General features: G+C 73.2%; 13 protein-coding genes and 3 pseudogenes. 7 read left to right on the top strand and 9 right to left on the bottom strand.

Features of this window, described 5'->3' with window-relative positions; all coding sequences use genetic code 11:
- Window positions 1-554 precede the first annotated feature (554 nt).
- Together DRB89_RS40175 and DRB89_RS40170 are read left to right on the top strand one after the other, a co-directional pair.
- Window positions 555-1739, top strand: a complete 1185-nt coding sequence (locus tag DRB89_RS40175; RefSeq protein ID WP_112451522.1) for a GDSL-type esterase/lipase family protein — start codon at window positions 555-557, stop codon at window positions 1737-1739.
- Window positions 1740-1842: 103 nt separating this feature from the next.
- Window positions 1843-2085, top strand: coding sequence for a hypothetical protein (locus tag DRB89_RS40170; RefSeq protein ID WP_112451521.1), 243 nt, complete (start codon window positions 1843-1845; stop codon window positions 2083-2085).
- Between the two features lie 71 nt (window positions 2086-2156).
- Here the strand turns inward: DRB89_RS40170 and DRB89_RS40165 are convergent, their stop codons facing one another.
- The 4 genes and pseudogenes from DRB89_RS40165 to DRB89_RS40150 form a co-directional block, all read right to left on the bottom strand.
- The gene (locus tag DRB89_RS40165; protein ID WP_112463708.1) at window positions 2157-4073 is read right to left on the bottom strand and encodes a tetratricopeptide repeat protein; all 1917 of its coding nucleotides are present in this window, start codon (window positions 4071-4073) and stop codon (window positions 2157-2159) included.
- Window positions 4074-4231: 158 nt separating this feature from the next.
- A pseudogene (locus DRB89_RS40160) lies at window positions 4232-5619 on the bottom strand (ricin-type beta-trefoil lectin domain protein).
- A complete protein-coding gene (locus DRB89_RS40155) occupies window positions 5616-6890 on the bottom strand; it encodes a glycoside hydrolase family 16 protein (RefSeq protein WP_112452853.1) in 1275 nt (424 codons plus the stop codon). The pseudogene DRB89_RS40160 and the gene DRB89_RS40155 overlap by 4 nt, the downstream one beginning before the upstream one ends.
- Window positions 6891-7286: 396 nt before the next feature.
- Complete coding sequence (locus tag DRB89_RS40150) at window positions 7287-7907, bottom strand: alpha/beta hydrolase fold domain-containing protein (protein ID WP_112463955.1); 621 nt, start codon at window positions 7905-7907, stop codon at window positions 7287-7289.
- Between DRB89_RS40150 and DRB89_RS40145 the strand changes: the two genes are divergently transcribed.
- The 3 genes from DRB89_RS40145 (at window position 7873) to DRB89_RS40135 (ending at window position 10812) form a co-directional block, all read left to right on the top strand.
- The gene (locus DRB89_RS40145) at window positions 7873-8403 is read left to right on the top strand and encodes a cysteine dioxygenase family protein (RefSeq protein ID WP_112463707.1); all 531 of its coding nucleotides are present in this window, start codon (window positions 7873-7875) and stop codon (window positions 8401-8403) included. The two genes, DRB89_RS40150 and DRB89_RS40145, sit on opposite strands and share 35 nt — an antisense overlap.
- Before the next feature lie 148 nt (window positions 8404-8551).
- Window positions 8552-9511: a 2-phospho-L-lactate transferase gene (gene cofD, locus DRB89_RS40140; RefSeq protein WP_112452831.1), complete on the top strand. Its 960-nt coding sequence runs from the start codon at window positions 8552-8554 to the stop codon at window positions 9509-9511.
- Window positions 9508-10812, top strand: coding sequence for a coenzyme F420-0:L-glutamate ligase (locus DRB89_RS40135; protein WP_112452832.1), 1305 nt, complete (start codon window positions 9508-9510; stop codon window positions 10810-10812). The genes cofD and DRB89_RS40135 overlap by 4 nt, the downstream gene beginning before the upstream one ends.
- 56 nt (window positions 10813-10868) lie before the next feature.
- On the opposite strand, the pseudogene DRB89_RS40130 reads toward DRB89_RS40135, so the two are convergent.
- Together DRB89_RS40130 and DRB89_RS40125 are read right to left on the bottom strand one after the other, a co-directional pair.
- A pseudogene (locus DRB89_RS40130) lies at window positions 10869-11600 on the bottom strand (DNA-3-methyladenine glycosylase 2 family protein); the annotation flags it as partial.
- Window positions 11591-12397 carry a hypothetical protein gene (locus DRB89_RS40125; protein WP_239516619.1) on the bottom strand — a complete coding sequence of 269 codons (807 nt, stop codon included), beginning with the start codon at window positions 12395-12397 and terminating at the stop codon, window positions 11591-11593. The gene DRB89_RS40125 and the pseudogene DRB89_RS40130, both read right to left, overlap by 10 nt.
- Before the next feature lie 133 nt (window positions 12398-12530).
- Between DRB89_RS40125 and argG the strand changes: the two genes are divergently transcribed.
- Window positions 12531-13979 carry an argininosuccinate synthase gene (gene argG, locus DRB89_RS40120; protein WP_112452845.1) on the top strand — a complete coding sequence of 483 codons (1449 nt, stop codon included), beginning with the start codon at window positions 12531-12533 and terminating at the stop codon, window positions 13977-13979.
- 200 nt (window positions 13980-14179) lie between these two features.
- Here argG and DRB89_RS40115 read toward each other — a convergent pair whose 3' ends face one another.
- Window positions 14180-15256, bottom strand: coding sequence for a PD40 domain-containing protein (locus tag DRB89_RS40115; RefSeq protein WP_112463706.1), 1077 nt, complete (start codon window positions 15254-15256; stop codon window positions 14180-14182).
- A 468-nt stretch (window positions 15257-15724) separates the two neighbouring features.
- Here DRB89_RS40115 and DRB89_RS40110 point away from each other — a divergent pair, with 468 nt between their 5' ends.
- Window positions 15725-16393, top strand: a complete 669-nt coding sequence (locus DRB89_RS40110; RefSeq protein ID WP_112452849.1) for a class I SAM-dependent methyltransferase — start codon at window positions 15725-15727, stop codon at window positions 16391-16393.
- 96 nt (window positions 16394-16489) lie between these two features.
- On the opposite strand, the gene era is transcribed toward DRB89_RS40110, so the two are convergent.
- Both era and DRB89_RS45550 read right to left on the bottom strand, forming a co-directional pair.
- A complete protein-coding gene (gene era / locus DRB89_RS45555; protein WP_239516938.1) occupies window positions 16490-17431 on the bottom strand; it encodes a GTPase Era in 942 nt (313 codons plus the stop codon).
- A 513-nt stretch (window positions 17432-17944) separates the two neighbouring features.
- Window positions 17945-18256, bottom strand: a pseudogene (locus DRB89_RS45550) (DUF916 domain-containing protein); the annotation flags it as partial.
- Window positions 18257-18291 lie beyond the last annotated feature (35 nt).

Raw genomic sequence — 18291 nt, 5'->3', positions numbered from 1 at the left:
GGCAACAGCGTCTCGGTACCGGTCACCTTCGCACCGAACGTGTGCGGCAACACCGTGGACGCCGGGGCGGGCCTGAACCCCGCGATGGGCAACAACTGCGCCACCAGCACCGGATCCGACACCGGGCACGCCGCCGGACACGACTACGAGCGCTACCTCAGCCCCGAACAGGCCGAGGCATTCGAGCAGTACCTCTCCGAGCGCGAGGAGCGCCGCGAGGACCGCCGCGGCAACGGGTACGAGGAGCACGACGACCGCGGTCACGGGCAAGCCCCGCACCAGGGCGGTTACGGGGACTCCGGCGACTCCCCCGAGGAGGAGTGCGACGACCACCCGGCCCCGGAGAAGCCCGAGCCCCGGCCGCAGCACCCGCCGAAGCCGCACGCCGAGCAGCCGCCGGCCCCCGCGCCGCACCACGCGCCCCCGGCGCCGAGGCCCCTGCCCGAGCCGCAGCCGCAGCCCGAGGCGGAGCACCCGGCGCCCTTGCCCGTGCCCGTACAGGCTGTCCCCTACACACATCTCCGCGCCCACCCGGGGTGTGGCAGGCTGAACCGATGCACACCCCGCACCACTGGATCACCACGCCCATCACCCCGGACCTCGTGCGCGGCGCCCTCGAACTGGAGGAGACCGAGCACGGCCTGCTGCCGCACCGGCTGCCCGCGTGGGCCCGCGCCCAGTGCGCGGACCCGCAGTTGGCCATGGTGGAGTCCCAGCCCTCCGGAGTCCGGCTGGTCTTCCGCACCCGCGCCACCGCCGTCGAACTGGACACGCTGCCCACCAAGCGCGCCTACGTCGGCGCCCCGCCCCGGCCGGACGGCGTGTACGACCTCCTCGTCGGCGGCCGCCCGGCCGGCCAGGCCTCTGTGGCCGGCGGCAACACCCTGGTCATCGACATGGCCACCGGGTCCGCCGAACACCGGCCCGGACCGCCCGGCACCCTTGCCTTCAGCGGACTGCCCGAGGGCGCCAAGGACGTCGAGATCTGGCTGCCGCACAACGAGACCACCGAACTCGTGGCCCTGCGCACGGACGCCCCGGTCGAGCCCGCACCGGACCGGGGCCGCAAGGTGTGGCTGCACCACGGCAGTTCGATCAGCCACGGCTCCGACGCCGCGAGCCCCAGCACCACGTGGCCCGCGCTCGCCGCCTCCCTCGGCGGCGTGGAGCTGATCAACCTGGGCCTGGGCGGCAGCGCGCTGCTCGACCCGTTCACCGCCCGTACCTTGCGCGACACCCCCGCCGACCTGGTCAGCGTCAAGATCGGCATCAATCTGGTCAACACCGACCTGATGCGGCTGCGCGCCTTCGCCCCCGCCGTCCACGGGTTCCTCGACACCATCCGCGAAGGCCACCCCGCCACTCCGCTGCTGGTCCTCTCGCCCATCCTGTGCCCCATCCACGAGGACACGCCCGGCCCCAGCGCCCCGGACATGACCGCGCTGAGCGCCGGACGGCTCCGGTTCGTGGCCACCGGCGACCCGGCGGAGCGCGCGAGCGGGAAACTGACCCTGCGCGTCATCCGCGAGGAGCTGGCCCGGATCGTCGGACAGCGTGGCGCCACCGACCCGAACCTGTACTACGTCGACGGCCGCGAGCTCTACGGCGAGGCCGACTCCGCGGCCCTGCCGCTGCCCGACGAGCTCCACCCGGACGCCGCCACCCACCGCCGGATCGGCGAACGCTTCGCCCGGCTCGCCTTCACCGCGTCCGGCCCCTTCGCGCAGGGCACCGCCTGACCGGTCCGGCGAGTGGCCGGTGCCCCGTATTGCGGGTCAAAGCGCCGGTAGGACCCGATCGTCGCGGATGCCGAGCGGTATCCGAATCATGGAGAATCGCCGGGTGACCACACCAGCGCAGGGCCCACGTGAACGCGGCATCGGACGCGGCGTCAGCACCCTCATCCCGCAGAGCGCCACCGACCAGGCGATGGCGGCACTGACCGGCCTGCAGACCGTCCCGGTCCACGTCGGGCTGCTCCAGGCGGCCGCCCTGCTCCTGGAGGACGCCGCGCGGACGGCCGTCGACGAGCCGACGAGGGCCGCCATGGCCAGGACGGCGGGCATGCTGCGCTCCGCCATGTAGCGGCCGGTCGCAGCACCGCGGACGGTCCGCCCCGGGCCGGCCGGCAGGTACCGGCCGGCCGGGGAGCGGGATCAGCGGGCCCGGCCGAAGAGGCGGTTCAGGAGCGACCGGGGCTTCGGGACGCGCGCGGCACCCGCGCCCGGCGCACGTCGCGCGTCGAGCTCGGCCATGATGTCCGCCTGGCGCTCCGCGGCGTCCTCCGCCGGCCTGGAGTGGAAGTCGGTGGCCGCCTTCAGCATCTCCCCGGCCAGGCTGAGGAAGGTCTCGGGCAGCCACGGGCAGGCCAGGACGAGGCGGGAGAGCGAGGCGAGGATCGTCGCGTCGCGCTCCCGCCAGGCCTTGCCCACGTGCAGCAGGCGGTCGACCAGGCGGGCCCCGATGTCCTCGCGGGTGGTGGGGTCGGCCCAGGCTATGGCGAGGAGGGCGAAACCGGCGGCCTCGTTGGTCCAGTCCTCGGGACCGAAGAGCAGGTCGACGAGCAGGGCCCTGCGGCGGGACGTGGGCCAGGGCTCGTCCGCGCGGTGGTGGGCCAGCCCCAGGCAGGCGAAGACCTGCACCGCCCGGACCCACATCTCGGGCTGCCCGCCCAGTAGACGGGCTCCCTGTTCGTCCTCCAGGGGCAGCGGCGGGTGCACGCACAGGGCCAGCAGGTCCTCGGCGGACAGCCCGGCCAGCCGTACGGCGTGGTCGTACGCGGCTCCGGGCGAAGGCCAGCCCAACGCGGCCACCTGCCGCAGCAGTTCCGAGGCTTCGGCCGAAGGCGCGCCGACCGAGGGGCGGGCGGCCCGCCCCTCCGGGCCGTGGAACTCCCAGAGAACGGTGCTGACTTGGTACTGCGGGATGCGGGGATCGGGAGAGGGAACGGACTGGTAGTCGACCGTCGCGCGCGGGAATCCCATGGTCAGGGCGAGGCGGGTGCTGGGCGGCTCCAGGGCGGAGGAGAGCAGCTCGATCCCGTGGTCGCGGGCGGTGCCGGGCCGGGCGAGCATCTGGTGCAGCACGTTGACGCTCGCCTCGTACGCCGGGTGCACGTGTCCGAGCCACGGCTCGTCCTCGCAGAGCCCGTCCAGGAGGTGGGCGGCGTAGCCGTGGTCGGGATGGGCCCGCAGGTGGTCGGAGAGGGCCAGCAGGTGCGCCGTGCCCCCGTCGACGGCGTGGCGCAGGGCGTGCCCGGCGGGTGCGGCCTTGGGGTGGTCGGGTTCCAGGGCCAGTGCGCGCTCGAGCCAGACGAGGCCCTCGGCGGGCCGGCCGGTCTTCCCGTGGAGCTCGGCGACGTCGACGTACAGGTCCACCCCCGAGGGGTCGCGGGCGATCTCCGCCTCCCACACGGCCAGGGCTTCGGCGGAGCGTCCGGCGGCGTGCAGCGCGGAGCCGAGGACGACGGCCTGTGCGTGTCCGGGTTCGAGCTGTCGGGCGCGCTCGGCCCATGCGACGGCATCGGCGGCGTCACCGAAGCGCCGGGCGAGCGTGGAGGCCATCGCGTGCAGCAGCGAATCCCCGGGGTGGGCGGCGGTGACGGCCCTGACCAGCGAGTAGAACGGCCTTACGGGTTCCCGCAGTCGGGGCGGCAGCGGATCGGGCAGGGTGCGCGACAGCCTCGCGACGGCCTGCGCGACGGCCGCGGGCGACAGTCGGCCGGGAAGCGCGGGGTCGGCCAGCCAGGAGACCACCGCCCACGGGCGGTCGGGCTCGGCGCCCAGCACCGCCGCGAGGGCGCCGAGGGCCGGCTCCCATTGGCCGGCGGCGGCGTGCAGTTGGGCGACGCAAGCCACCGAGCCGGTGAAGGCGTCGTCGGCGAACAGTTCCAGAGCGGCCGCGTGGCCGCCGGCGGCCGCGGCCAGCTCGGCCAGGGCCTCGTAGGCGTCGGGGTGCCGGGGATCGGCGGCCAGCGCGTCGCCCAGATGCCGCGCCGCGTGCCGCAGGTCCCCGCCGTCGATGCTGAGGCGGGCGACCGCCACCTCGCCCTCGGCTTCGAGCCGCTCGTCCATGAACCCGTCCCCCCGTCCTGGTGATCGGTACGAAGGTAGCTCCTGCCGGGAGCGGATCCGGCAGGGGGTCGAGGGTGGCGAGCACAGGGGTGCGGGCTCTTATACCCATCTGACGGGATGGTCGGCGCCGTCAGATGGGTATAAGCGACAGGGAGGGGTCACCCGTCTTCCGGGGCGAAGACGCGGGTGAAGTCCCACGGCTGCTGGGAAACGCCCGAGCAGGTGTCGGCTCCGCCGCCGGTGCAGGGCCGGTCACGGTTGACCGACCAGAAGGTCAGCCGCGCGAGGTGACGCTGTTGGGCGTAGCCGAGAATGGTGCGGAAGTCGTCGACGGTCACCGTCTCGCCGTTGTCGGTGATGCCGTGCATCGAGGAGATGCCGGTGTGGCGGTAGGCAAGGTCGTCCGAGTACCCGTAGGCGTTCTTGACCGCGTTCTTGAGGCCCTCGGCCGCGCGGACGGTGAGCTGGCCCATGTTCTGGCCGGCGCCACCGAAGTTGAACGGCATGATCGTCCAGCTGTCCACGGTCAGCCCGGATGCGGCGGCCTTGTTGATCAAGCTGCTGTCGGGGCCGTTCTGGCCGGTGCCGAAGGTGACGTACACCTTGATGCCGGGGTTGTTGGCCTTGACGGTCTTCAGCGCGTCGACCGTGCGCTGCTGGACGGTCGGGCTGTCGTACGCCGCCGCCTCGATGTCGATGTCGATGGCCTTCAGCCCGTACGCGTTGATGACCTTCTGGTATGCCGCGGCAAGCTCGCCCGCGCTGCCGCAGGAGCTCTCCAGTTTGTTGCCGCTCCAGCCGCCGAAGGACGGGATGACGTCGCCGCCGTTCGTCCGCACGGTGTTGACCGTCTGCTGGTCGACGCCTCCGGTCAGCGGCCGGCTGCCGTCCCACTGCGGGTTGCAGTAGCCGTTGCTGAGGACGAAGGCGAGCGTGAACCACTTGACGCCGGTTGCGTTCGTCACGGCGGTGGGGCTCGGCGGGCTCCCCCAGCCGTTGTAGAGGTACGGCGCCACGGCCATGGCCCCCGGTCCGGGTGCCGGGGTACCGCCCCCGCCCGGCGCCGTCCACTTCTGGTTGGCGGCGCCGGTGCAGCTCCAGATCTGCAGCCGGGTGCCGTTGGCCGAACTGTTGCCCGTCGCGTCCAGGCACTTGTCCGCCTGCGGGTTGACGATGTCGCGGGCCGCGGTGGCCGACCACTGCTGGGCGGCGGTGCCGTTGCAGTCCCACAGCTGGATCCGGCTTCCGTTGGCGGTGCGCCCGATGCCACGTCCAGGCACTTGCCGAGCGCGCGGATCGTGCCGTCGCCGACGACGTTCCACTGCTGTGCGGTGGTGCCGTTGCAGTCGTAGAGCTGTACGGCGGCACCGTTGGCGCTGCTCGCCCCGGCGACGTCGACCCATTTGCCGCCGAGACCGGTGACCTGGCCGGTCGCCGCTGCCGCGCCGATCGCGGGGCTGCCGCTCAGGCCGGTGACGAGGGCGGCCGCCGCCGCTGTGCCCAACACACCGCGCACGGTGGGCCCGCGCAGGAGTCTCGTGGTCATCGGGTCACCGTCCACTTCTGATGGGCGGCCCCGGTGCAGGTCCATATCTGCAATCGGGTGCCGTTGGCCGAGCTGCCGCCCGAGGCGTCCAGGCACTTGTTCGCCTGCGGGTTGACGAGGTCCTGAGCGCCGGGGACGGCCCACCGCTGGGCGGCGGAACCGTTGCACTCCCACAACTGGACCGACGTACCGTCGGCCGTACCTCCCGAGGCCACGTCCAGGCACTTCCCGAGCGCGCGGATGGTGCCGTCGGTGCCCACGCTCCAGCGCTGGGCGGCGCTGGCGTTGCAGTCGTAGAGCTGTACGGGGGTGCCGTTGGTGGTACCCGCGCCCGCGACGTCCACGCACTTGCCGCCGGTTCCGGTGATGGGACCGCCGCCGCCCGGCTGACCGCTGTCGGTGCTGACCCGTACGTAGTCGACCAGGAGCTGCTGGGGGAAGACCGTGCTGCCGTTGGGGTCTCCGGGCCAGTAGCCGCCGACCGCCAGGTTGAGGATGAGGAAGAAGGGCTTGTTGAAGACCCATTGCTTTCCGCCGAGGTCGGCGGGGGTGCGGCGCTGGTATACGGTGCCGTCGACGGACCAGGTGATCGCGTTGGGGCTCCAGTCGACGGCGAAGGTGTGGAAGGCGTCGGCGAACGCCTGACCACCGGGCAGGGCGTACCCGGCGCCGATTCCGCCGGTGCCGGAGTACCCGGGACCGTGCAGGGTGCCGTGGACAGTGGACGGCTCGAAGCCCACGTTCTCCATGACGTCGATCTCACCGGAGTTGGGCCAGCCAACCTGGCCGATGTCGCTGCCCAGCATCCAGAACGCGGGCCACATGCCCTGTCCGCGCGGGATCTTCATCCGGGCCTCGACCCGGCCGTACGTCGTGGTGAACTTGCCGGCTGTGTTCAGCCGTGCGGAGGTGTACTCACATCTTCCGTACCAACACTGGTGGTTGGCCGGGTTCTCACGGCGGGCGGTGATGGCCAGGTGGCCCTGGCCATCAAGGGCGGCGTTGCGGTTGCCCGCCGTGTAGTACTGCCGCTCGTGGTTGTTGACGTTGTCGCCCGTCTCGATCTGCCACTTCCCGCCGTCTACGGCGGAGCCCGCCGGTCCGTCGAAATCGTCGGAGAAGGTGACAGCAGCCACTGCTGCGGCCGCAGTCGCGGGTGGCCGCGCCGCTGGCGCGGGCGCACCCTGCGCAAGTCCGGTGGACAGTGACGCGAGGGTGAGGACCGAGACGAGAGACAGCAGCAGTCGTCGGGATAAGTGTGGGGGGTGCATGACTCTCCCTTCCAGGGAGCATGGCGGATATATCGCCCCATGGCATGCATATGACAACGATGGGGGTGCATGCGAACCCGAATGATCGCTGCACCGGCAGGGATTGGGGGCGAGAAGTCGAGCCCGGCGGGCCCTTTCATCACGAAGTGATTTAAGTAGTGACCGAAAACCCTGTCAAGGGCTTGGTATGGACCACATTCATGAACGCAGCCGCATCAGGGCATCCAGTCGTCGCGCCATCGCCACGGGGCGCAACCAGAACTGCGCCCTCTACGGGAACTGCACGTTCCGAGTGAAGGTGTCCCGCTCGACGGGGACCGCCAACCTCGGATCGCCGTACCGGCGGCCCACACGAAACGGCCGCGGAGGCTTCCGGCGAGACGGTTGAGCTACGGGTCAGGCGAGCCGCTTCTTGAGCTGGGCGTAGAGCTCGGTTACAGCGGCGTCCGCCGCGGGGGAGATCGGGAAGAGGTTGAGGAAGGTGTGGACCAGTCCTTCGTAGGTGCGGGCGAAGACCCTCACTCCGGCGTTCCCGAGCGCCTCGGCGTAGGCGTTGCCCTCGTCGCGCAGCGGGTCGTACTGGGCGGTGCCGATGATGGCGGGGGCAAGGCCGGTGAAGCTGCCGGCGCGCAGCGGGGACACGTGGGAGGAGCCGCGGACGGTGGGGTCGTCGCCTGCGTAGAGGTGTTGGAGGTCCAGGACGTCCTGGGTCCGCAGGAGGTAGCCGGTGGCGTTCTCGGTGCGGGAGGGGTGGTCACCGGTGAAGTCGAGACAGGGGTAGACGAGGAGCTGGGCCGCGAGCGGCCGCCCTTCGTCGCGGAAGGCGAGCGCCACGGCGGCGGCCAGATTGCCTCCGGCGCTGTCCCCCGCGACGGCGAGACGGTCCAGGCGTCCGCCGTAGTCCTCGATGTGGTCCGCGATGTGGCGGGCGGCGGCCTTGTCACCGAGGTCGCGGATGGCCTGCGGCGCCGCCGTCCCCGCGATGGTCGAGAGCGACCTCCAGATCGCCGGCGACATCCTCTCCGTCCAGCACCTCCTGCGGCCCGCCCCCGAGCACCCGGCCACCGTCGCCGAGTTCGTGGGCCTCGCCCGCTCCATCGCCGAGAACCGCTCCGAGTGGGAGCACCTGGTCCGCTACGACGCCACCACCCGCTGGTACCACCGGCTGCGCACCGTTCCCCAAGCTCTCGGCTCCGCTCGAGCAGGGGAGACCCCATTCGGCTACGAGGTCTGGCTCCTCAGCTGGGTCCCCGGCCAGGGCAGCGGCCTGCACGACCACGGCGACTCCTCCGGTGTGCTCACCGTCCTGGAGGGCGAGCTCACCGAGCACACCGCCCGCGGCCCGCTCGCCCTCGGCGCCGGCTCCCAGCGGATCTTCGCCCCGGGCTACGCCCACGAGGTCGTCAACGACACCCTCGACGGAGCGGTCAGCCTGCACGTGTACTTCCCCGGCCTGACCCGGATGCCGATGCACAGCTGCTCCCCGGCCCTGACCGAGACCCTCCCGGTCTGACCGGGGCGTCACCCGCTGCGGGCGGCCTGACAGTCCCGCCCGTCGCCCGACCACCACCCCTCAAGGGATCAGCCTTCGGCTGACAGTCCCGCCCGTCGCCCGACCACCACCCCTCAAGGGATCAGCCTTCGGCTGACAGACTGTCTCCATGCGCATTGTTGTTCTGGCCGGCGGCATCGGCGGCGCCCGTTTCCTCCGCGGACTAAAGACCGCGGTTCCCGACGCGGACATCACGGTCATCGGCAACACCGGTGACGACATTCACCTGTTCGGGCTCAAGGTCTGCCCCGATCTGGACACGGTGATGTACACCCTCGGCGGTGGCATCAACGAGGACCAGGGCTGGGGCCGCACCGACGAGTCCTTCACCGTCAAGGAGGAACTCGCGGCGTACGGGGTCGGACCCACCTGGTTCGGCCTCGGCGACCGCGACTTCGCCACCCACATCGTCCGTACCCAGATGATCGGTGCGGGCTACCCGCTCAGCGCCGTCACCGAGGCCCTCTGCGAACGCTGGCAGCCCGGCGTCCGGCTGCTCCCCATGTCCGACGACCGGGTCGAGACCCACGTCGCGATCACCGACTCCCAGACCGGCGAGCGCCGCGTCATCCACTTCCAGGAGTACTGGGTCCGGATGCGCGCCGCGGTGGACGCCGAGGCCGTCGTCCCCGTGGGCGCCGAGCAGGCCAAGCCCGCCCCCGGAGTCCTGGAGGCCATCGCGGCCGCCGACGTGATCGTCTTCCCGCCGTCCAACCCGGTGGTCTCGGTGGGGACCATCCTCGCCGTGCCCGGCATCCGCGAGGCCGTGGCGGCCGCCTCGGCGCCCGTCGTGGGCCTCTCCCCCATCGTCGGGGGCGCGCCCGTGCGCGGCATGGCCGACAAGGTGCTCGCCGCCGTCGGCGTCGAGTCCACCGCGGCCGCCGTCGCCCTGCACTACGGCACCGGGCTGCTCGACGGCTGGCTCGTCGACACCGCCGACGCGGACGCCGTCGCCGAGGTGGAGGCCGCCGGCATCACCTGCCGGGCGGTCCCGCTGATGATGACGGACCTGGCCGCCACGGCGGACATGGCGCGGGCCGCGCTGGAACTGGCGGAGGCCTCCCGGTGACGGCCCCGCACGCGACCTCCTACGAGGTGCGGGCGGTCGGCGGGATCCCCGAGGTGCGGCCCGGTGACGACCTGGCGGCGCTGATCGCGGCCGCCGGGCCCCGGCTGCGGGACGGCGACGTCCTGCTCGTCACCTCGAAGATCGTCTCCAAGGCGGAGGGCCGGATCGTCCGCGCCGATACGCGCGAGGCCGCGATAGACGCCGAGACCGTGCGGGTCGTCGCGCGCCGGGGTCCCCTGCGGATCGTGGAGAACCGGCAGGGGCTGGTCATGGCGGCGGCGGGCGTCGACGCCTCGAACACCGCCGCCGGCACCGTCCTGCTGCTGCCCGCGGACCCGGACGGCTCGGCCGCCGCGATCCGGGCGGGGCTGCGGGAGCTGCTGTCCGTGGACGTGGGCGTGATCGTGACGGACACCTTCGGACGGCCGTGGCGCACCGGGCTCACGGACGTGGCGATCGGCGCGGCGGGCGTCCGGGTCCTGGACGACCTGCGCGGCGGCACCGATGCCCACGGGAACCCGCTGAGCGCCACGATCGTCGCGACCGCCGACGAGCTGGCCGCCGCCGGCGACCTGGTCAAGGGCAAGGCGCGGGGCCTTCCGGTGGCGGTCGTGCGCGGGCTGGCGCACGTACTGGGCGAGGGGTCCTCGGCGGCCGACCTGGTGCGGTCGCCGGCCGACGACATGTTCCGGCTGGGCACCTCGGAGGCGGTACGGGAAGCGGTGACGCAGCGGCGCACCGTACGGGCCTTCACGGCGGAGCCCGTCGACCCGGGCGCGGTCCGGCGCGCGGTGGCGGCGGCCGTGACGGCCCCGGCACCGCACCACACGACGCCGTGGCGGTTCGTGCTGCTGGAGTCCGCGGCGGCGCGGCTGGAACTGCTGGACGCGATGCGGGACGCCTGGATCGCGGACCTGCGGCGCGACGGCAAGTCCGAGGATTCCGTGGCGAAGCGGGTCCGGCGCGGCGACGTGCTGCGGGACGCGCCGTACCTGGTGGTGCCGTGCCTGGTCACGGACGGCGCGCACGACTACGGGCACGCGCGGCGGGACGCGGCGGAGCGGGAGATGTTCGTGGTCTCCATGGGCGCGGGCGTGCAGAACTTCCTGGTCGCGCTGGCCGGGGAGCGGCTGGGATCGGCGTGGGTGTCCTCGACGATGTTCTGCCGCGACGTGGTGCGCAAGGTGCTCGGGCTGCCGGAGGACTGGGACCCGATGGGCGCGGTGGCCGTGGGCCACGCGGCGGCCGCTCCGGCGGAGCGGGCGGCGCGGGCGGCGGAGGAGTTCATCGAGGTCCGCTGAGTCCGGCCGCCGCCCCTCAGACCCTCACACCCTCACACCCTCACACGCTCAGACGCTCAGAGCCTGCCGATGTCGCCCCTGGGCATGCGGGGGGTGCGGCGGGGCGGGGCGGCGCCGGACAGCAGGATGAGCCGGGCCGCGCGGTGGCGCTGGCCGGCGTACGGGGCGAGGAGCTCCAGCATGGCGGCGTCGTCGGCGTCCCGGTTCCCGGCCAGCGCGTAGCCGATGATGCCGGGCAGGTGCAGGTCTCCGGTGGTCACGGCGTCGGGGGCGCCGTTGCTGCGCTGGAGGGTCTCGGCGGAGGTCCACGGGCCGATGCCGGGGATCGCCTCCAGACGGGCGGTCGCCGCGGGCAGGTCCATGGCCGCGGCCTCTTCGAGGCGGGCGGCCGCGCGGGCGGCGCGGACGATGGCGGCGGAGCGCTTGGCGTCGACGCCGGCCTTGTGCCAGTCCCAGGAGGGGACCATCGCCCAGGTGCGGGCGTCGGGCATGACGTGGAGGCCCTGGTCCGGGCCGGGGGCGGGCTCGCCGTACTGCCGTACGAGGCGGCGCCAGGCGCGGTAGGCCTCGTCGGCGGTGACCTTCTGCTCCAGGACCGTCGGGATCAGGGACTCCAGGACCAGGCCGGTGCGGGTCAGGCGCAGGCCCGGGCGGCGGCGGTGGCCGGTGTGCAGGAGCCGGTGGCGGGGGACGAAGGCGGCGGGGTCATCCGCGGCGCCGAGGAGTTCGGGCAGCCGGTCGAGGATCCAGTCGGCGCCGGGGCCCCAGGCGTCGGCGGTCACCTCGTTCGCCGCGCCGCCCTGGTGTGCGACGCGGAGGGTGCATACGAGATTTCTGCCTTTCTCATGGGCTCGGAAATGTGTATGAGAGGCAGCCACTGGCTGCCCCAGCCGGTGTTGATCGTGCTCGTGGACTGCTCGGCGAGGTTCACGCGGGCCGGCAGGGAGCTCTGGCCGGTCAGGACCGTGCTGTAGCGCAGGCCCGGGGGAGCCAGCCCCGCGTTCACCGAGATCCCGGCGCCCGTGGCCTTGAGGGTGAGGGCGTTGGTGGCCCAGCTGCCGTTGAGGAGGAGGGCGATGAAGTAGGTGCCGGGCTCGGCGGTGAAGGGCTTGGCCAGGGGCAGCGGTTTGGCCACCGCCTCGGTCATCAGCTGCGGGGACACGTCGGCCGTGGAGGCGACCAGGGTGCCGTCCGCGTCGTAGACGCCGAGCTGGCAGCGGGAGAGCTGGGCGTTCGGGTCGATGCCGGCCAGCCCCAGCCAGATGGCGGACCAGGTGATCCGCTCGCGCAGGACGATCCGGACCAGCGTCACCCGGCCGCCCACCCCGGCGGCGGTCTGGGCGGTGACGTGCCCCGCGTCACCCGGGTCGCCGGTCCAGGCCAGCAGGTTCTGGTCCTGCGGCCGGGGGCCCTCGTACGCCGGTCCGCCGCCGGGCGCCGGCGCGGCGGAAGCGGCGGCCGAACCGGCCGCGCCGCCCGCCCCGCCCTTCGGGGTCCCGCCGGAGGCGGTGCAGCCGGCCAGGAGGAGCACCGCCGCGAGCGCGGCGGCAAGACCGGTCGGGGCGGCGGTGGTACGGGTGCGCATGGTCCCCCCATGAGGTGCGGCTTCGACGGAAAGCCATGGTCACACGGGCGCCGGCCGGTCCCGGGACCGGATGGCGGATAACGCTTCGGAACGCGATTTTGCATAAACATGTGTTCCGGTGCATACTCTTCCCATGTCTAAGGTTCTCACCTCTCTGCCCGTCGGCGAGCACGTCGGCATCGCCTTCTCCGGCGGCCTCGACACCTCCGTCGCGGTCGCGTGGATGCGCGACAAGGGTGCCGTTCCGTGCACCTACACCGCCGACATCGGCCAGTACGACGAGCCCGACATCGCTTCGGTGCCCGGCCGCGCGAAGGCCTACGGCGCCGAGATCGCGCGCCTGGTCGACTGCCGGGCGGCGCTCGTCGAGGAGGGCCTGGCCGCACTCGCCTGCGGCGCGTTCCACATCCGCTCGGGCGGTCGCGCCTACTTCAACACCACCCCGCTCGGCCGCGCCGTCACCGGCACGCTGCTGGTCCGGGCGATGCTCGAGGACGGCGTCCAGATCTGGGGCGACGGCTCGACCTTCAAGGGCAACGACATCGAGCGGTTCTACCGCTACGGTCTGCTGGCCAATCCCCACCTGCGCATCTACAAGCCGTGGCTCGACGCCGACTTCGTCACCGAGCTCGGCGGCCGCAAGGAGATGTCGGAGTGGCTGGTCGCCCACGAGCTGCCCTACCGCGACAGCACCGAGAAGGCCTACTCGACCGACGCCAACATCTGGGGCGCCACCCACGAGGCCAAGACGCTGGAGCACCTCGACACCGGCGTGGAGACCGTGGAGCCGATCATGGGCGTCCGGTTCTGGGACCCCTCGGTGGAGATCGCCACCGAGGACGTGACCATCGGCTTCGAGCAGGGCCGCCCGGTCACCATCGACGGCAAGGAGTTCGCCTCCGCCGTCGACCTGGTGATGGAGGCGAATGCCATCGGCGGCCGCCACGGCCTGGGCATGTCGGACCAGATCGAGAACCGGATCATCGAGGCCAAGAGCCGCGGCATCTACGAGGCCCCCGGCCTGGCGCTGCTGCACGCCGCGTACGAGCGCCTCGTCAACGCCATCCACAACGAGGACACCCTCGCCCAGTACCACAACGAGGGCCGTCGCCTCGGCCGGCTCATGTACGAGGGCCGCTGGCTGGACCCGCAGGCGCTGATGGTCCGCGAGTCCCTGCAGCGCTGGGTCGGCTCGGCCGTCACCGGCGAGGTCACCCTGCGGCTGCGGCGCGGCGAGGACTACTCGATCCTCAACACCACCGGCCCCGCCTTCAGCTACCACCCGGACAAGCTGTCGATGGAGCGCACCGAGGACTCGGCGTTCGGCCCGGTGGACCGGATCGGCCAGCTGACCATGCGCAACCTCGACATCGCCGACTCGCGCGCGCGGCTGGAGCAGTACGCCAGCCTCGGCATCGTCGGCACCGCCCACCCCGAGCTGGTCGGCGTCGCCCAGGCGCCCGGCACCGGGCTGATCGGCGCCATGCCCGAGGGCGGCGCCGAGGCCATCGCCTCGCGCGGCGAGGTCTCCGGCGACGAAGAACTGCTGGACCGCGCCGCCATGGAGTTCGGCACCGACTAGTCGGTGTGAGCGACCGTCAGAGTGCCGGGCCGGCGCACCGATCCACGGTGCGCCGGCCCGTTTCCGGTGGCGGCCGATCGCCGGACTCAGCCGTCGTGCCCGGCGGTTCGGCGCCGCTCGACGCGGTGGTCCAGGGCTTCGACGATGCGACGCCACGCCGGCGACGCCTCGGAGATCCGGGAAGAGACCGGCTTCGCGGGTCAACCCCCTCCGTCGCGGGCCGATGGCGACGAGCCGCCCGCGACGGCCAGCCGGGGTGCGCCCGAGCCGTCCGCGGGGACCGTCCAGATGTCGCTGGGGCGTCCGTCCGCGCCCGGCAGCGCGTAGGCGACCGTACCGTCGTCCAGCCAGGCCGCCTGGTCGTCGAGGCCGCGCGTCTCGGCGAGCGGGGTCTCGGCCATGGTCCGCAGGTCGAGGACGTACAGCCGCCAGGGGTCGGACGGGTCGTCGGACACCTTCTTCTTGAAGGCGACCCGGGTGCCGTCGGGCGACAGGGACGGGCATTCGACGTTCTGCCGCAGCGTCTTGGCCGACCAGTCCTTCATGCTCCCCTCGACGAGGTACGTCCGCCCCTTGGTCGACACGGTCGCGTAGAAGCGGTCGTCGTCGCGGGCGAAGCTCACCCCCCAGTAGTTGACGTCGGGTGCGTGGTAGCGCTCGCCGTCGAGGGTGAGGGGGATCTCCTCGATGGACTTGACCAGGTAGCCGGTGCGCAGGTCCAGGACGGCGGTCCGCGTGGAGAAGGCGCTCGTGGCGTACGAGTCGCCGGTGGCGAAGACCGTCCAGGCCAGCATCTGCCCGGAGGCGGACACCCGGGCCCGGGTGGGCACGCCCGGCACGCTGATCCGGCGCACCTCGCGCAACTGCCGGTCGAGGACGAGGGCGTACGTCTTCGGCAGCACCCCGGGCTCGGCGCGCAGGCACAGGGCGCTGTCCCCGGCGGTGTGGAACCGGTCGCAGGCGGGGCCGCCGGAGGCCGTGGCGGCGGCGCCGCCCGGGTCCGCCGCCAGCGGCCGGTGCGCGACGCGCCCGGTGGCGGAGTCCCGGAAGTACAGGGCGGGTCCGTCGAGGGTGAAGGAGGCGTCGGCGGCCGCGGAGCCCGGCCGGCCGTCCCCCCGGTCCCCGGCGTGCAGGGCGTACCCGACGGATCCGCCCGTCAGGAGCACGAGCGCGGCCGCCACGACGGCGGTGCGGGCGCCGCGGCCGAGCGGGAGCCCGGGCCCGGCCGGCTTCGTGGGCGGCTCAGTGATCGGCCTCGTGGTCGGCGTCGTGGTCATCCGGTCCGCCTCTCGGGGGTCGGGGTGCCCGGCGTCTTCCCGGGGGCCGGGGCGCCGGACGGGGCGCGGGGGAGCAGGGCGCGGGACTCCCGCAGCCCGACTAGCAGCGTGGCCGCGGACGCACCCGCGTCGTCTTTAGTCATAACCAGGTGCCGATGAGCCGATGGTCCGCTGGACCTGGTCACCGGTGCCATCGACAATCTCAAGGCCTCCGTGGACCGCCTCACCAACGCCGCGGGCCCCTTCGGTTCCTCCACCGACGCCAAGGCCAAGGCCACCGACGTGGTGACCGACCTCGTCGCCCCCTCCGTCGCGCTGCCTACCCGCCCCGGGCTGCCCGGCCCGCCCCCGCTCCCGCTCCCGCTCCCTGAGGGCGGGTTGCCGGAACGGCAACAGGGTTTGGCGGGGAGGGCCGCGGGGGCGGAGCATCGCGGGCACAGGCACCCGTACCGACCGGAAGAGGCCCCCATGGCGCACGAGCACCACGAGCACCACCACCAGTTCCCCGAGGCCGCCGGGTTCGCGGGCGAGGAGTTCTGGGACTCCCGCTACCGCGAGAGCGAGAAGATCTGGAGCGGCGACGCCAACGCCGTCCTGGTCCGGGAAGCCGCGCCGCTCGCTCCGGGCCGCGCCCTGGACCTCGGCTGCGGCGAGGGCGGCGACGCCGTCTGGCTGGCGCGCGCGGGCTGGCACGTCACCGGCACGGACATCTCCGGGGTCGCCCTGGAGCGGGCCGCGGCCCACGCCGCCGACGCCGGGGTCGCGGACCGCACCGCGTGGGAGCGGCACGACCTCGCGGAGTCCTTCCCGGCCGGGGAGTACGACCTGGTCTCCGCGTGCTTCCTGCACACCTTCGGGGAGTTCCCCCGCGAGCGGGTCCTGCGCCGGGCCGCCGCGGCCGTGGCCCCCGGCGGGATCCTGCTCGTCGTCGGCCACGCGGGCTGGGCCCCCTGGCAGGAGGACCGCCCGGAGGTGGCCTTCCCGACCCCGGACGAGGTCGTCGCGCAGCTGGAGCTGGCGGACGGCGCCTGGGAGGTGCTGCTGGCGGAGGAACACGTACGGGCCCAGAACCAGCCTGACGGCCGGCCCGGGACCCGTACGGACAACGCGGTGAAGGTGCGGCGGCTCTCTTCTTGACGCGCCCCTCGCACCGGTCGGCCCTGGCGGGCCTCCCGGGCTTCGGGTCGCTGCGCCGGACTCCGTCCGCCGAGGGCCGCGCCCGGTCCGGACGGGCTAGAAGCCGAGCTTGCGGAGCTGCTTGGGGTCGCGCTGCCAGTCCTTGGCGACCTTCACGTGCAGGTCGAGGAAGACCGGGGTGCCGAGCAGCGCCTCGATGTGCTTGCGCGACTTCATCCCGACCTCCTTCAGGCGGGCGCCCTTCGGGCCGATGATGATGCCCTTCTGGCTCGGCCGCTCGATGTAGAGGTTCGCGTGGATGTCCAGCAGCGGGCGGTCCGCCGGGCGGTTCTCCCGGGGGATCATCTCCTCGACGACGACGGCGATGGAGTGCGGGAGCTCGTCCCGTACGCCTTCCAGCGCGGCCTCGCGGATCAGCTCCGCGACCATCACCATCTCGGGCTCGTCCGTGAGGTCGCCCTCGGGGTACAGCGGCGGGCTCTTCGGCAGCATCGGCGCGATCAGGTCCGCCAGCAGCTGGATCTGGGTGTCGCCGACCGCCGAGACGGGGACGATCTCGGCCCACTGGAAGCCCAGCTCCTCGGCGAGCTGGTGCACGGCGATGAGCTGCTCGCCCACCACCTTGGACTCGACGAGGTCGGTCTTGGTGATGATGGCGATCTTGGGGGTCTTCTTGATCCCCGCGAGCTCCTTGACGATGAACTTGTCGCCGGGGCCGAGCTTCTGGTCGGCGGGCAGGCAGAAGCCGATCACGTCGACTTCGGACCAGGTCGCGCGCACGACGTCGTTGAGCCGCTCGCCGAGCAGGGTGCGCGGCTTGTGCAGGCCGGGCGTGTCGACCAGGACGAGCTGTGCGTCGGGGCGGTGCACGATGCCGCGGACCGTGTGGCGGGTGGTCTGCGGCCGGTTGGAGGTGATCGCGACCTTGGTACCCACGAGCGCGTTGGTCAGGGTCGACTTCCCCGCATTGGGACGGCCGACGAAGCAGGCGAAGCCCGCACGGTGCGGGCTGGTGGTCTCGGGGGAACGATCGCTCATACGGGCCATTCTCCCCGATGCGGCTCCCAGCGCCGACCAGGCCGCCGCCACGAGGGCGAGAGCGGCCGCGAGCAGGCCGTTCAGCGCGGGGTGCGCGGCGTGTCCGACGGCGGCCCGGTCGCCGGTCTCCCCGGCCCCGGCCGCGACCGCGACCTCGGCCCATTCGAGCGCGGGCGGGTCCTCCCACCGGGCGCGGAGCCGGACCTGCTGCCCGGGCAGGAGCTCGGCGGGGACCCCGGTGAGGGTCCGGGAGAGCAGCGGCCGGCCGAGGGCGCCGGTGACGGTGAGGACGGCGCGGGGGCGCAGGGTGACGTTGCCGAGGTTGCGGAGCGTGTACGAGACCTCCGCGCCGGCGGCGCCGCGACGGACGGTGCGGAGGTCCTCGACGGCCAGGGCGGGGGCGGTGGGCCCGGTGACCCTCAGGTAGACCCGGGCGGCGACGGCCTGCTGCACCCCCAGCCCCTGCACGGCCGTGCCGGCCGGCCGGTCCTCCAGGGCGACGATGGCTCCGGGGTGGTCCCCGGGCTCGGCCCGGTCGGGGACCGCGAGGGTGAACCCGACGTTGAGGGCCGACCTCGCCGGGACGGTGACCCGGTCCCGCTCGAGCTTCGCCCAGGCGGCGGTGGCGGTGCGCGGCTCGTCGGGGCCGCGCAGGGCGAAGCCGCCGTCGCGGGCGGTGTTGTACGCGTCGGCGGCGTAGAGGCGGAAACTGCGGGGCCGGTCGGTGCGGTTGGCGACGGTGACGGAGTCGGTGACGCTCTGGCCCGGGGCGGCGGCGAGGTAGAAGTACGGGCGCTGCCCGAGCTTGTTGGCGGCGGGCAGCACGGACCACTGCCCGTTGTCGGCGGCGGCCGCGGGTC

Source organism: Streptomyces sp. ICC4, assembly GCF_003287915.1.
Lineage (GTDB): Bacteria > Actinomycetota > Actinomycetes > Streptomycetales > Streptomycetaceae > Streptomyces > Streptomyces tritrimontium.
Note: the sequence above shows the minus strand (reverse complement) of the source record. Positions and strands in the feature narration are given on the sequence as shown.

Bases quoted from the DNA above. Each gene is read 5' to 3' on its own strand.
- DRB89_RS40175 (WP_112451522.1), top strand. From the start codon at position 555: ATGCACACCCCGCACCACTGGATCACCACGCCCATCACCCCGGACCTC.
- DRB89_RS40165 (WP_112463708.1), bottom strand. From the start codon at position 4,073: ATGGACGAGCGGCTCGAAGCCGAGGGCGAGGTGGCGGTCGCCCGCCTC.
- DRB89_RS40155 (WP_112452853.1), bottom strand. From the start codon at position 6,890: ATGCACCCCCCACACTTATCCCGACGACTGCTGCTGTCTCTCGTCTCG.
- DRB89_RS40145 (WP_112463707.1), top strand. From the start codon at position 7,873: ATGGTCGAGAGCGACCTCCAGATCGCCGGCGACATCCTCTCCGTCCAG.
- DRB89_RS40150 (WP_112463955.1), bottom strand. From the start codon at position 7,907: ATGTCGCCGGCGATCTGGAGGTCGCTCTCGACCATCGCGGGGACGGCG.
- cofD (WP_112452831.1), top strand. From the start codon at position 8,552: ATGCGCATTGTTGTTCTGGCCGGCGGCATCGGCGGCGCCCGTTTCCTC.
- DRB89_RS40125 (WP_239516619.1), bottom strand. From the start codon at position 12,397: ATGCGCACCCGTACCACCGCCGCCCCGACCGGTCTTGCCGCCGCGCTC.
- argG (WP_112452845.1), top strand. From the start codon at position 12,531: ATGTCTAAGGTTCTCACCTCTCTGCCCGTCGGCGAGCACGTCGGCATC.
- DRB89_RS40115 (WP_112463706.1), bottom strand. From the start codon at position 15,256: ATGACCACGACGCCGACCACGAGGCCGATCACTGAGCCGCCCACGAAG.
- DRB89_RS40110 (WP_112452849.1), top strand. From the start codon at position 15,725: ATGGCGCACGAGCACCACGAGCACCACCACCAGTTCCCCGAGGCCGCC.
- era (WP_239516938.1), bottom strand. From the start codon at position 17,431: ATGAGCGATCGTTCCCCCGAGACCACCAGCCCGCACCGTGCGGGCTTC.